Origin of the sequence: Aquincola sp. J276 (assembly GCF_024700035.1) — a bacterium.
Classification (GTDB): domain Bacteria; phylum Pseudomonadota; class Gammaproteobacteria; order Burkholderiales; family Burkholderiaceae_C; genus Aquincola; species Aquincola tertiaricarbonis.
The window spans coordinates 2,293,327-2,306,254 of the sequence record NZ_JAJONC010000001.1 but is presented as its reverse complement, the minus strand read 5'-3'; the positions used below and the strand labels follow the sequence as shown (position 1 = coordinate 2,306,254).

Sequence of the window (12,928 nt, the reverse complement as noted above, 5' to 3'; positions counted from 1 at the left end):
CCCCTCATGCGACGAAATCCGCACCTTGCGCTGCGCTCAGCGGTAGCTTCGCTTGTCCTCGATGACCACACCGTCGTTGGGCAGGCTGCCGTCGGCCACCAGCTGCACATCGGCGCGCAGCTTGGTAACGTCGCGCACGCTGGCCGCCAGCTGTTCGGCCAGCGGGCCGCTGGGCCCCCTCCTCGGTCACCTCGGCATGCAGCGTCATGCGGTCGTTGGCCATCTCGCCCTCCACCACCAGCCGCGCGCGGCCCACGGCGGGGTGGCGCCGCAGCACCTCGGCCACTTGGCTGGGATGCACGAACATGCCGCGCACCTTGGTGGTCTGGTCGGCACGTCCCATCCAGCCGCGGATGCGGGTCTGGGTGCGGCCGGTGGGACAAGGGCCGGGCAACACCGCGCTCAGGTCGCCGGTGCCAAAGCGGATCAGCGGATAGTCGGCGTCGAAGGTGGTGACCACCACCTCGCCCACCTCGCCGTCGGCCACCGGGTCACCGGTGCCGGGCCGCACGATCTCGACGATGACCTCTTCGTCCAGCACCAGGCCTTCCCGCGCCTCGGTTTCATAGGCGATGAGGCCCAGGTCGGCAGTGGCATAGCACTGGAAGGCCGCCACGCCGCGTTCGTGCAGCCAGTCGCGCAGGGACGGCGGAAAGGCCTCGCCGCTGACCAGTGCCTTGCGCAGCGACGGCAACGCCAGCTGCTGCTCGGCGGCCTTCTCGAGCGCGATCTTGAGGAAGCTGGGCGTGCCGCAGTAGCCATGAGGCCGCAGCTCGGCCATCGCCTGCAGCTGCAGCTCGGTGTTGCCGACGCCGCCAGGGAACACGGTGCAGCCGAGCGCCAGGGCACCTTCTTCCATCATGGCGCCGGCGGGGTGTGAGGTGGTAGCTGAAGCTGTTGTGCACCAGGTCGCCGGCGCGGAAACCAGCCGCATGCATCGCACGCGCCAACCGCCAGGAATCGCTGCCGCGGCCCTGGGGCTCGTAGAGGGGGCCGGGCGACTGGAACACCCGCTTGGCCGGGCGAGGCAGGCGCAGGCCGTTCCAGCCCGCAGCGGCAAAGCCGGCGAAGGGATCGCCCGCCGCCACACCGTCCGCAAGCGCATCGGGCCGCGCCTGGCGGTGAGCCTGCTGCAATGCCAGCAGTTCATGCTTGCGCAGCACCGGCAGGCGGGCGAGTGCCTCGCGCGAGGTCACCGAGGCGGCGTCGATGCCGGCCAGCCGCAAAGCCTGGGCCGGGCTTTGCGCTTTCGCCTGCGCCAGGTGCGCGGGCAGCGCGGCCATCAGCGCGGCTTCGCGCTCGGCAGGGTCGCGTGTTTCCAGTGCGTCGAAATGCTCGGCAGCCTTCATTCGTCGTCGCGCCAGCGCGCCAGTTGGGATTTCACGTGGTCGACGAAGCGCCGCACGTCGGCGCTGGACGCCAGCCGGTGCGTCGTCCACTCGGGCGTGCGGGCGGGCCGCCTGACCAGGCGCGCTTCCAGGGTGGTGTCGGTGGCGGCCAGCTCGGCCACGGCCAGGCCGGCCAACTCGTAGCGGTCGCCGCGTTCGGTCAGGCGCAGGTCGCGCAGCTGGCGCTTGAGCTGCACCAGCGCCTCCGCCGGCTTGAAGGCCGGCAGGGCGAAGAAGTCGGGGGTGTCGGACATGGGCTGCAGCCCTCCAGGAAAGTTCAGGCCAGCCAGCGCTTGCGGCGCTTGTAGCTCTTGACGTCGCGGAAGCTCTTGCGCCCCTCGCCGCCGGTGCCGAGGTAGAACTCCTTCACGTCCTCGTTCTCGCGCAGCGAGGCGGCGGGGCCGTCCATCACCACGCGGCCGCTCTCTAGGATGTAGCCGAAGTCGGCATAGCGCAGGGCCATGTTGGTGTTCTGCTCGGCCAGCAGGAAGGTGACGCCTTCCTTGGTGTTGAGGTCCTTCACGATCTCGAACACCTCTTCCACGATCTGCGGCGCCAGGCCCATCGACGGCTCGTCCAGCAGCACCATGCGCGGGTTGGCCATGAGCGCGCGGCCGATGGCGCACATCTGCTGCTCGCCGCCCGAGGTGTAGGCGGCCTGGCTGGTGCGGCGGGTCTTGAGTCGCGGGAAGTAGGCGTAGACCTTCTCCAGCGTCTCGGCCACCGCGGCGCGGCCGTCGCGCCGGGTGTAGGCGCCGGTCATCAGGTTCTCCTCGATGGTGAGGTGGGCGAAGCAGTGCCGGCCCTCCATCACCTGGATCACGCCACGGTCCACGAGGCTGGCTGGCGTGAGGTTCTCGATGCGCTCGCCGCGCAGCGCGATCGAGCCCTTGGTGACCGCGCCGCGCTCGGCATGCAGCAGGTTGGACACCGCGCGCAGCGTGGTCGTCTTGCCGGCGCCGTTAGCGCCCAGCAGCGCGACGATGGCGCCTTCCTCCACGCGCAGCGACACGCCCTTCAAGACGAGGATCACATGGTTGTAGATCACCTCGATGCCGTTGACGTCGAGGAAGTCGCGGCGGCCGGCTTCGGCCTGGGGCATGGCTGCGGGTTGCATGCGATGGCGCTCAGCAGCTGCGGGGCTTGATGTTCTTGTCCTTGGCGTACTTGGCGGACATCTCCTTGACCAGCGGGTCGATCAGCGATTGATCGGCCTGGTACCAGTCGGAGGTGATGTTCCACTTGCCGCCGTCCCACTGGACGATGCGGGCCCAGTCGGTGCCCATGTGGTTGCTGCACGAGGTCTTGACCGGCCGCATGATCTCGCCGAAGCCCAGGGCCTTGAGCCGGTCGGCGCTGAGGTCCAGGTTCTCGAAGCCCCACTTCACCTGCTCGGGCGTCAGCGTCTTGCCCTTGCCGTACTTCTCCTGGGCGGTGCGGATGGCTTCCACCTGCAGCATCGAGATCATCATGCCGCGGGTGTGGGCCATCACGCCCACGCTGCTGTCGTTGCTGGCGGTGCCCTGGCCCTTCTCGTAGACGAACTTCTTCAGGTCGTCGTGCACCTTGTCGCGGGCCGCGCTGTTGTGCACGGTGATGGCGTTGTAGCCCTTGGCACCGGCACCGATGTCCTTCACGTCGTGGTCGGAGCCGGCCCACCAGATCGCGTACATCTTCTCCCGCGGGAAGCCGCTGGCCTGCGCCTCGCGGATGCCGGCGGGCGTCATCACGCCGGCCGACCAGAACAGCACATAGTCGGGCCGCTGCTGGCGGATCTGCAGCCAGGTGGACTTCTGCTCGACGCCGGGCGGCGTGACGGGGAACAGCGCCAGCTCGAAGCCGTCCTTGGCGGCGCGCTTCTGCAGCAGCGGGATCGGTTCCTTGCCGTAGGGCGAGTCGTGGTAGACGAGGGCGATCTTCTTGCCCTTGAGGCTGCCCATCTCCTTCTTCAGGATGTCCTGGATCATCACGTCGGCGGCCGTCCAGTAGGTGCCCAGAAGCGGGAAGTTCCACTCGAACACCGTGCCGTCCACCGACTGCGACAGGCCATAGCCCAGCGTCTGGATGGCCACCTTGTCGTTGAAGGCCTTGTCGGTCACCGCGAAGGTGATGCCGGTGGACTGCGGGTCGAAGCCCGAGGCGCCGGTGCCCTTGGTCTTCAGCCGCTCGTAGCACTCCACGCCCTTGGCGGCGTCGTAGGCGGTCTCGCATTCCTCGAACACCAGCTTCACGCCATTGACGCCGCCGTCACGTGCATTCACCAGCTTCAGGTAGTCCTGCTTGCCGTCGGCCCAGGGAATGCCCAGCGGCGCGAACTGGCCGGTGCGGTAGACCAGCAGCGGCACGAACTGCTCGGCTGCCTGCGCCTGCACGGCGGTGGGTGCGGTGCCAAGCGACAGAGCGGCAGCGAACGCCGCAGCGGTGAGGGAGAAGGAAGCGAACTTCATGGTGGTCGGTCTCCGGTGTGTGTCTGTTATGGGTCTGGCAGGAATCAATGGGGGAAGGGCCACAGGCGCAGCTTCTCGCGGGCGGTGAGCCACAGGCGCGCCAGCCCGTGCGGCTCCACGATCAGGAAGAACACGATCAGCGCGCCGAAGATCATGTGCTCCAGGTGCGAGGCGGTGGCGGTGGACAGCGGCAGCCCCAGCCAGTGCGGCACGTAGTTCAGCAGCAGCGGCAGCAGCACGATGAAGGCCGCGCCGAAGAAGGCGCCCGAGATGGAGCCCAGCCCGCCGATGATCACCATGAACAGCAGCTGGAACGAGCGGTCGATGCTGAAGGCGGCCGGCTCCCACGAGCCCAGGTGCACGAAGCCCCACAGCGCACCGGCCACGCCGACGATGAAGCTGCTGACCGCAAAGGCCGACAGCTTGGCGTACACCGGCCGGATGCCGATCACGGCCGCGGCCACGTCCATGTCGCGGATGGCCATCCACTGGCGGCCGATGGCGCCGCGCACCAGGTTCTTGGACAGCAGCCCGAACACCACCACGATGGCCAGGCACAGCAGGTACTTCTGCGCCGGGGTCTCGATGGGCATGCCGAGGATGGACAGCTCGCGCACGCTGACCGAGCCGGACGACGAGTTGTTGGTGACCCAGGGCACGCGGTTGGTGAACCAGTCGGTGAAGAACTGCGCCGCCAGCGTGGCCACCGCCAGGTACAGCCCGCGGATGCGCAGGCTGGGGATGCCGAACAGCACGCCGAACACCGTGGCGCACACGCCGCCGCCGATCAATGCCAACAGCAAGGGCATGCCGTCGATGCGCACCTGCAGGTTGTAGGCGGCATAGGCCCCGATGGCCATGAAGGCGCCGGTGCCCAGCGAGATCTGGCCGCAGTAGCCCACCAGGATGTTCAGGCCCATCGCCGCCAGCGACAGGATGAGGAAGGGGATGAGGATGGCGCGGAAGGCGTAGTCGCTGGCGACGAAGGGCACCGCGACGAAGGCCAGCACCAGCAGCAGCTGGATCGCCACCTTGTCCTGCAGCACGGGGAAGATCTGCAGGTCGGTGCGGTAGGTCTGCTTGAACTGACCGTTCTCACGATAGAGCATGGAGGTCTCCGGTGGGGGTCAGACGCGGTCGATGATCTTGTCGCCGAACAGGCCTTGCGGGCGGACGAGCAGGAAGCCCAGCGCCAGCACGTAGGCAAACCAGTTCTCGATGCCGCCGCCGAGGAAGGGTCCGAGGTAGATCTCGGACAGCTTCTCGCCCGAGCCGATGATCAGGCCGCCCACGATGGCGCCGGGCACCGAGGTGAGGCCGCCGAGGATCACCACCGGCAGCGCCTTCAACGCCACCAGCGAGATGCTGAACTGCACGCCCAGCTTGCTGCCCCAGATGATCCCGGCCACCAGTGCGACGATGCCGCCGATGGACCACACGATGACCCAGATGCGCGACAGCGGGATGCCGATGGACTGTGCGGCCTGGTGGTCATCGGCCACGGCACGCAGCGCGCGGCCGGTGGCCGTCTTCTGGAAGAACAGCGACAGGCAGGCCACCAGCACCGCCGACACCAGCGCGGCATACAGGTCTTCCTTGCTGAGCAGCAGGCCGCCCTGGAACGTGTTCTCGAACAGGATCATCGGGTCCTTGGGCATGCCCACGTCGATCTTGTAGGTGGCGCTGCCAAAGATCAGCTGGCCCGCGCCGTCGACGAAGTAGGTGATGCCCAGCGTGGCCATGAGCAGCGCGATGGGCTCCTGCCCGACCAGTTGCCGCAGGGCCAGCCGCTCGATCAGCCAGGCCAGCACGATCATCACGCCGATGGACACGATGATGGCCAGCACGTTGGCCAGCAGCGCGCTGCTGAAGCCGAACCACTGCGGCAGCCACTCCGAGAAGCGCGCCATCGACAGCGCCGCGAACAGCACCATCGCGCCCTGCGCGAAATTGAACACGCCGCTGGCCTTGAAGATGAGCACGAAGCCCAGCGCCACCAGTGCGTACAGCATGCCGGCCATCAGGCCGCCGAACAGCGTTTCAAGAAAGAAGCCCATGCCTACTCCTGGCAGAACGAGCGTTGACCAAGCGGCCGCCGCGGAGCCGGCTTTGCCGGGCCGCTGGCGGCGCCCCCATGAGGGGTGCGCCGAAGGCGCTACGGGGGTGGTTCATCAATGGGAGGTGCCGAGGTAGGCACGCACGACGTCCTCGTTGGTGCGCACCTCGTCGGGCGTTCCGTCGCCGATCTTCTTGCCGTAGTCCAGCACCACCACGCGGTCGGAGATGTCCATCACCACGCCCATGTCGTGCTCGATCAGCACGATGGTGGTGCCGAACTCGTCGTTCACGTCGAGGATGAAGCGGCACATGTCCTGTTTCTCCTCGACGTTCATGCCGGCCATCGGCTCGTCGAGCAGCAGCACCTGCGGCTCCATCGCCAGCGCGCGGCCCAGGTCCACGCGCTTCTGCAGGCCATAGGGCAGGCGGCCCACCGGCGTCTTGCGCCAGGCCTGGATCTCGAGGAAGTCGATGATGCGTTCCACCTTCTCGCGGTGGGCGATCTCCTCGCGCTCGGCCGGGCCCCAGCGCAGCGCCTGCAGGAAGATGTTGCTCTTCATGCGCAGGTTGCGGCCGGTCATGATGTTGTCCAGCACGCTCATGCCCTTGAACAGGGCCAGGTTCTGGAAGGTGCGGGCCACGCCCATCTCGGCCACCTGGCGCGAGTTCATGTGCTTGAAGGTCTGGCCGCGGAAGGTGATGGCGCCTTCCTGCGGCTGGTACACGCCGTTGATGCAGTTGAGCATCGAGCTCTTGCCGGCGCCGTTGGGGCCGATGATGGCGCGCACCTCGTGCTCGCGCACGTTGAAGCTGATGTCGGTGAGCGCCTTCACGCCGCCGAAGCGCAGGCTGATGTTGCGCACGTCCAGGATGACCTCGCCGATGCGGCGGCCGCCGGTGTCCGTCGGCTGCTGCGCCGCCGGCAGCGCGCCGCTGCCTTGTGCGGGCGGCTGCGTGGTGAACATCGCACCCGGTTCGATCGCTTGTGCCGCGTGGCTCATCAGGCTGCCTTTCCAACGGGTGCGAAGGTCTTCGCGTCGATGATCTTCAGGGTGGCCGAGACCACGCCGGTGCGCCCGTCCTCGTACTTCACCGCCGTCTCGATGAACTGCTCGGACTTGCCGCCGTACAGCGCATCCACCAGCACCGCATAGCGGTCGGCGATGAAGCCGCGGCGGACCTTCCGGGTGCGCGTCAGCTCGCCGTCGTCGGCGTCCAGCTCCTTGTGCAGCACCAGGAAGCGGCTGATCTGCGAGCCGGCCAGGCGCTCGTCGCTGGCCAGGTCGGCATTGACCTTCTCCACGCAATCGCGGATCAGCTCCGTCACCTCGGGCTTGGCGGCCAGGTCGGTGTAGCCGGCATAGGGCAGGTTGCGCCGCTCGGCCCAGTTGCCCACCGCCTCAAAGTCGATGTTGATGAAGGCGCACACGCGGTCGCGGCCATCGCCGAAGGCCACCGCCTCCTTGATGTGCGGGAAGAACTTCAGCTTGTTCTCCACGTACTTGGGCGCGAACATCGCGCCGTCGTTGGGGCCGCCGGCAATGCGGCCCACGTCCTTGGCGCGGTCGATGATCTTCAGGTGGCCGCCGGCGTCGATGAAGCCGGCGTCGCCGGTGCGGTACCAGCCGTCCGGCGTCAGCACCTCCGCGGTGGCGGCGTCGTTCTTGTAGTAGCCCTTGAGCAGCCCGGGCGAGCGCACCAGGATCTCGCCGCTGGGCGTCACCTGGATCTCCACGCCATCGATGGGCACGCCCACGGTGTCGGCCTTCACCTCATGGTCGGGCTGCAGGCACACGAACACGGCGGTCTCGGTGCTGCCGTACAGCTGCTTCAGGTTGATGCCGATCGAGCGGTAGAAGCTGAACAGGTCGGGCCCGATGGCCTCGCCCGCGGTATAGGCCACCCGCACCCGCGACAGGCCCAGCGTGTTGCGCAGCGGGCCGTACATCACCAGGTCGCCCAGCTTGTACTTGAGCTTGTCGAGCGCGCCCACGGGCTGCCCGTCCATCAGCGCCGGGCCCACGCGCTTGGCCAGGGCCAGGCAGCGGTGGAACAGCCAGCGTTTGAGGCGGCCGGCGTCCTCCATGCGGATCATCACGCTGGTGAGCAGGCCTTCGAAGATGCGTGGCGGCGCGAAGTAGTAGGTGGGGCCGATCTCCTTCAGGTCGATCGTCACCGTGGCGCTGGACTCGGGACAGTTCACCACGTAGCCGCAGGCCAGCCACTGCGCATAGCTGAAGATGTTCTGGCCGATCCAGGCGGGCGGCAGGTAGGCCAGCACCTCTTCCTGCGCCGTGAGCTTGTCGAAGCTCTGGCCGGCACGCGCGCGGTCCAGCAGCGAGGCATGCGTGTGCACCACGCCCTTTGGATTGCCGGTGGTGCCGGAGGTGAAGAACATCGCGGCCACGTCGGTGGCCTGTGCCTGCGCCACCTCGGCATCGAAGAAGGCAGGCTGGCGCTGGTTGAAGTCCTGCCCTTCGGCCAGCAGATCGTCGAGCGAGGCCATGCCCGGCTCGGCGTAGCTGCGCAGGCCGCGCGGGTCGTCGAACCACAGGCGGGTGAGCTGCGGGCACTGGGGGCGGATCTCGATGAGCTTGTCGAGCTGCTCCTGGTCTTCCACCACCGCGAAGGCGATCTCGGCGTTGTTGATCGGGAAGACGAACTCCGCGCCCACCGCGTCCTGGTACAGCGGCACCGGCACCGCGCCGATGCTCTGTGCGGCCAGCATGCTGGCATACAGCCGCGGCCGGTTCTCGCCGATCACCACCAGGTGCTGGCCGCGGCGCAGGCCGGCCGCATGCAGGCCCGCGGCCAGCGCACGCACCATGTCGGCCAACTGCTGCCAGGTGAGCGTCTGCCAGATGCCGTATTCCTTCTCGCGCAGCGCCGGCGCCGTGGGGCGCTGGCGTGCGTGTCCGAGCATCAATCGCGGAAAGGTGTCTTCCAAGGCATGTCTCCTTGTGTTGAATGCACTGTAGGAAAGAAATTGACGCCCGCTTGTCGTTCTGACGACAATCCTAGGGACAGCCCGCCCCGGTGCTTTCCCGCATGAACCCGTCCAGCGCCCACCATCGCCCCGGCTCCGCCTTGCGTGCCCGCGCCCGCGCCGCGACCGCGGCCGAGCTGTCGATGGTGCCGTGGCTGCAGGTGCTGGATGACCAACACCGCGCCCGCGTGGTGGCCGACCTGGAGGTGGCCGATGCCGACCCCGGCGACCTGGTGTGCAAGATCGGCCGCCGCGCCAACTACTGGTTCGGCGTGGTGGATGGGCTGCTCAAGATGACCAACGACGCCTCGGTGGAGGCCGCCATCACCTATTCCGGCCTGCCGCCAGGCGCCTGGTTCGGCGAGGGCACGCTGCTCAAGCGCGAGAGCTACCGCTACAACATCGAGACGCTGCGCCGCAGCGTGGTGGCCGGCCTGCCGATCGACACCTTCGAGTGGCTGCTGGAGCGCAGCATTCCCTTCAACCGCTACTTGATGAACCAGCTCAACGAGCGGGTGAGCCAGTTCATCGCCGCGCGCGAGACCGACCGCCTGACCGACCCGGACAGCCGCGTGGCACGCAGCCTGGCCGGGCTGTTCCACCCGGTGCTGTTTCCCGGCGTGGGCACGCTGCTGCGCATTACGCAGCAGGAGCTGGCCTACCTGGTGGGCCTTTCGCGCCAGCGGGTGAACGAGGCGCTGCGCGTGCTGCAGGCCGCCGCGCTCATCCGCGTGGAATACGGCGGCGTGCAGGTGCTGGACCTGGAGGCGCTGCGCCGCTACCGGCGCTAGCCCTGCAGCCCGTACTTGCGGATCTTGTCGTTCAGCGTGGTCTTGGCCACGCGCAGCGCCTTGGCGCTGTGGGCGATGTTGCCGCCGTTGCGGGCCAGCTCGGCCGCGATCAGGCTGCGCTCGAAGCCCTCCACCATCTCCACCAGCGACGCACTGGCGTCCGCATGCTCGCCAACTGCGGCGGGGCCGGCGCCCAGCACATCCTTGCGGATGCCCAGCACCAGGCATTCGGCCACGTTGCGCAGCTCGCGCACGTTGCCCGGCCAGGAATGAGCCATCAGCCGCTGCATCTGCTCCACCGTCACCGGCGGCTGGGTGCGGCCATAGCGGCTGGCGGCCAGCAGCATGAAGTGCTCGGTCAGCAGCGGGATGTCCTCGCGCCGCTCGCGCAGCGGCGGCAGCTCGATCTGAACCACGTTCAGCCGGTAGTACAGGTCGGCGCGGAAGGCGTTCTCGCTGGCGCGCTGCAGCAGGTCGTCCTTGGTGGCGGCCACCACGCGCACGTCCACCGGCACGCTGTGGTTGCTGCCCAGCCGCTCGATGCGGCGGTCCTGCAGCACGCGCAGCAGCTTGATCTGCATGCCGATGGGCATGCTCTCCACCTCGTCCAGGAACAAGGTGCCGCCGTTGGCGTATTCGATCTTGCCCACGCGGCGCTTCTGCGCGCCGGTGAAGGCACCCGCCTCATGACCGAACAGCTCGCTGTCCAGCAGGTTGTCGGGCATGCCGCCGCAGTTCAGCGCCACGAAGGGGCCTGCCTTGCGCACCGACATCTCGTGCAGGCTCTGCGCCACCACCTCCTTGCCGGTGCCCGTCTCGCCATGGATCAGCACGTCCACCGGGCTGTCGGCCACCTCGCGGATCAGCTGGCGCACCCGCTCGATCTGCGGTGAGCGGCCCATCAGCCGGCCTTCCAGCCCGCTACGGGTGTCCAGCATGCGGCGCAGCGTGGCCACTTCCATCGTCAGCGCGCGCTTTTCCATCGCGCGGCGCACCACCTCGGTCAGCGTCTCTGGCGAGAACGGCTTGGGGATGAAGTCGTAGGCGCCGCTGCGCATGGCCTCCACCGCCAGGCTCACGTCGCCGTGGCCGGTGATCATGATGACCGGCAGGCCGTCGTCGATCTCCCGGCAATGCCGCACCAGGGACAGGCCGTCGGCGCCGGGCAGGCGCATGTCGGTGACGATGACGCCGGCAAATCCTTCCTGCACACGCTGCAGCGCGGCCTCCGCGTTGTCCACCGCATTGACCGGCAGGTCGGCCAGCTGCATGGCCTGCACGCAGCCCAGCTGCACATGCGGATCGTCCTCGACGATCAGAACGGATAGATCGTTGGTCATGGAATCGATGTCTCCTGCACGGTGGCAGCGGCCGGCAGCCGCAGGCTGAAGCACGCACCGCCGTCCGGGTGGCCGTGGGCCACGATGTCGCCGCCGAACTCGCGGGCAATGTCCCGCGAGATGGCAAGCCCCAGGCCCAGCCCGGCGCCTTGTGTCTTGGTGGTGAAGAAGGGCTCGAACAGATGCGACAGGATGGCGGGGTCCAGCCCCGCGCCGCTGTCGATCACGTCGATGCGGGCCCAGCGCTCCACCGCATCGCCGGGCGCCGCTTCCTCGTAGCCGGCGGCCAGCGTCAACGTCTTCACCGGCTGGCCGTCCATCGCGTCGATGGCATTGCCCACCAGGTTGATCAGCACCTGCTCCAGCCGGTTGGCGTCGCACCAGGCGGTCACCACGCCGGTCTCGCAGAGGTTGACCACCTCCACATGTTCCTTGCGCAGCCGCAGGCCGAACAGGAACAGCGCATTGCCGATGGCCACCGCCACGTCGGTGCGCGCCGGCAGCGGCTCCGACTTGCGGGCGAAGCCCTTGAGCGGATGGATGATGCCGCCCATCTGGTCGGCCAGCCGGGCGATGATGCCCAGGTTGCCCGACAGCGTGTTCATGTCGCCGCGCTTGAGGAACTCGATGGCATTGCCCGACAGCGTGCGGATGGCGCCCAGCGGCTGCGTCAGTTCATGCGTGATGCCGGTGGCCAGCTGGCCCAGCACGGCCATCTTGCCGGCATGCACCAGCTCGCTCTGCGTGGCGCGCAGCGTCTTCTCGGCCTGCTCGCGGTCGGCCACCTCCTTGCGCAGCCGGTCGTTGGCTGCGGTGAGGTCCAGCGTGCGCATGGCCACCTTCTGCTCCAGGTCGGCATTGGCACGCTCCAGCAGCGCACGCGACTCCAGCCGTTGGCGCTGGATGCGCCGGCGCTGCGCGATGAACAGCGCCAGCAGCAGCAGGAAGGCCGCCACCACCGAGGCCATCATGCCGTTGAGCGCGGCGGCGGTGCGCACTTCGCGCAGGTCCAGGAACAGCATCACCCGCCAGTCCATGCCGTCCAGCGGGCGGCTCATCACCAGCATGCCGGTGCCGGTGGCCCGTCGCAGCATCTGCTGCTGGCCGCCGGTGCCCGGGCCGTCCAGCAGCTGGCCGTCCTCGCCGATCCACAGCATCGGCGACAGGGGAAACGCCCGGATGCGCATGCTGTTGTACATGCGGGTGAGCAGCAGGTCCACGCGCCGCTCCACTGGCAGATCCACCAGCGCGGTGTAACGCCAGCCGGGTTGGGACGAGTGGATCACCACCTGGTTGGCATCGGCCAGCAGCGCCGGTGCGCCCACCATCTGCCAGGTCTGGTCGATGGGCTCGAGGCTGATCTTGATGGCGGCCACGCCGATGACGCGCGCGCCGTCGCGGATGGGATGGGACACGAAGTAGCCCGGCTCGCCGCGAACGCCGATGGCGAAATGCCGGCCGACACGGCCGGACAGGGCTTCCAGGAAATAGGGGCGGAAGGACACGTCCTCGCCCACCCGGCTGTCGTCGCTGCGGTCGGCGTTGCTGGAAGCCAGCACCACGCCGCGGTCGTTCAGCACGAAGGCCGACATGCTGCCCACGTGGGCATTCAGCCGGCGCAGGTAGCTGTCGGCGGCCTGCACGCGGCGCGGGTTGCCCGGCTCGCGCAGCAGGTTCAGCACGTCATGGCTGAGCTGGATGGTGGCCGGCACATGCTCCAGCCGCTTGACCATGCCCTCCACCGCGGAGGCGAACAGGTCCAGCCGGTGGTTGGATTCGGCACGCAAGGTGGCAATGCCGCGGTTCTCGCTCAGCGTGAAGCCGAGCCAGGCACTGCACACGATGAGGCCGACGGCCACCGCACCCCACAACAATCGGCGCCATACCGGCAGGACGAGCCTGCCAGGCGCCTCGGGTC

At 68.3% G+C, this 12,928-nt stretch carries 10 protein-coding genes and 1 pseudogene; 1 reads left to right on the top strand and 10 read right to left on the bottom strand.

The window, feature by feature from the left end; genetic code table 11:
• Positions 1-36: 36 nt before the first annotated feature.
• The 8 genes and pseudogenes from LRS14_RS10525 to LRS14_RS10490 all read right to left on the bottom strand — a co-directional run bounded on the left by LRS14_RS10525 (position 37) and on the right by LRS14_RS10490 (position 8,840).
• Positions 37-1,349 (bottom strand): annotated as a pseudogene (locus LRS14_RS10525) (phenylacetate--CoA ligase family protein).
• Positions 1,346-1,642: a hypothetical protein gene (locus tag LRS14_RS10520; RefSeq protein ID WP_046114077.1), complete on the bottom strand. Its 297-nt coding sequence runs from the start codon at positions 1,640-1,642 to the stop codon at positions 1,346-1,348. Before LRS14_RS10520 ends, LRS14_RS10525 begins: the two are co-directional and overlap by 4 nt.
• Positions 1,643-1,665: 23 nt before the next feature.
• Complete coding sequence (locus tag LRS14_RS10515; protein ID WP_232315395.1) at positions 1,666-2,505, bottom strand: ABC transporter ATP-binding protein; 840 nt, start codon at positions 2,503-2,505, stop codon at positions 1,666-1,668.
• Positions 2,506-2,515: 10 nt separating this feature from the next.
• Positions 2,516-3,835, bottom strand: a complete 1,320-nt coding sequence (locus LRS14_RS10510) for an ABC transporter substrate-binding protein (RefSeq protein ID WP_257799493.1) — start codon at positions 3,833-3,835, stop codon at positions 2,516-2,518.
• Positions 3,836-3,879: 44 nt separating this feature from the next.
• Positions 3,880-4,944 carry a branched-chain amino acid ABC transporter permease gene (locus tag LRS14_RS10505; protein ID WP_046114080.1) on the bottom strand — a complete coding sequence of 355 codons (1,065 nt, stop codon included), beginning with the start codon at positions 4,942-4,944 and terminating at the stop codon, positions 3,880-3,882.
• A gap of 18 nt (positions 4,945-4,962) precedes the next feature.
• Positions 4,963-5,892, bottom strand: coding sequence for a branched-chain amino acid ABC transporter permease (locus LRS14_RS10500; protein ID WP_046114081.1), 930 nt, complete (start codon positions 5,890-5,892; stop codon positions 4,963-4,965).
• Positions 5,893-6,006: 114 nt separating this feature from the next.
• A complete protein-coding gene (locus tag LRS14_RS10495; RefSeq protein ID WP_257799492.1) occupies positions 6,007-6,858 on the bottom strand; it encodes an ABC transporter ATP-binding protein in 852 nt (283 codons plus the stop codon).
• A 35-nt stretch (positions 6,859-6,893) separates the two neighbouring features.
• Complete coding sequence (locus tag LRS14_RS10490) at positions 6,894-8,840, bottom strand: long-chain fatty acid--CoA ligase (protein WP_257799491.1); 1,947 nt, start codon at positions 8,838-8,840, stop codon at positions 6,894-6,896.
• A gap of 101 nt (positions 8,841-8,941) precedes the next feature.
• On the opposite strand from LRS14_RS10490, the gene LRS14_RS10485 reads away from it, so the two are divergent.
• A complete protein-coding gene (locus tag LRS14_RS10485; RefSeq protein ID WP_257799490.1) occupies positions 8,942-9,670 on the top strand; it encodes a Crp/Fnr family transcriptional regulator in 729 nt (242 codons plus the stop codon).
• On the opposite strand, the gene LRS14_RS10480 is transcribed toward LRS14_RS10485, so the two are convergent.
• Complete coding sequence (locus LRS14_RS10480) at positions 9,667-11,010, bottom strand: sigma-54 dependent transcriptional regulator (RefSeq protein ID WP_257799489.1); 1,344 nt, start codon at positions 11,008-11,010, stop codon at positions 9,667-9,669. The two genes, LRS14_RS10485 and LRS14_RS10480, sit on opposite strands and share 4 nt — an antisense overlap.
• Complete coding sequence (locus LRS14_RS10475; RefSeq protein WP_198156971.1) at positions 11,007-12,869, bottom strand: ATP-binding protein; 1,863 nt, start codon at positions 12,867-12,869, stop codon at positions 11,007-11,009. The genes LRS14_RS10480 and LRS14_RS10475 overlap by 4 nt, the downstream gene beginning before the upstream one ends.
• Between the last annotated feature and the right edge of the window lie 59 nt (positions 12,870-12,928).

Bases quoted from the DNA above. Each gene is read 5' to 3' on its own strand.
- LRS14_RS10505 (WP_046114080.1), bottom strand. From the start codon at position 4,944: ATGCTCTATCGTGAGAACGGTCAGTTCAAGCAGACCTACCGCACCGAC.
- LRS14_RS10500 (WP_046114081.1), bottom strand. From the start codon at position 5,892: ATGGGCTTCTTTCTTGAAACGCTGTTCGGCGGCCTGATGGCCGGCATG.
- LRS14_RS10515 (WP_232315395.1), bottom strand. From the start codon at position 2,505: ATGCAACCCGCAGCCATGCCCCAGGCCGAAGCCGGCCGCCGCGACTTC.
- LRS14_RS10520 (WP_046114077.1), bottom strand. From the start codon at position 1,642: ATGTCCGACACCCCCGACTTCTTCGCCCTGCCGGCCTTCAAGCCGGCG.
- LRS14_RS10480 (WP_257799489.1), bottom strand. From the start codon at position 11,010: ATGACCAACGATCTATCCGTTCTGATCGTCGAGGACGATCCGCATGTG.
- LRS14_RS10495 (WP_257799492.1), bottom strand. From the start codon at position 6,858: ATGTTCACCACGCAGCCGCCCGCACAAGGCAGCGGCGCGCTGCCGGCG.
- LRS14_RS10510 (WP_257799493.1), bottom strand. From the start codon at position 3,835: ATGAAGTTCGCTTCCTTCTCCCTCACCGCTGCGGCGTTCGCTGCCGCT.
- LRS14_RS10485 (WP_257799490.1), top strand. From the start codon at position 8,942: ATGAACCCGTCCAGCGCCCACCATCGCCCCGGCTCCGCCTTGCGTGCC.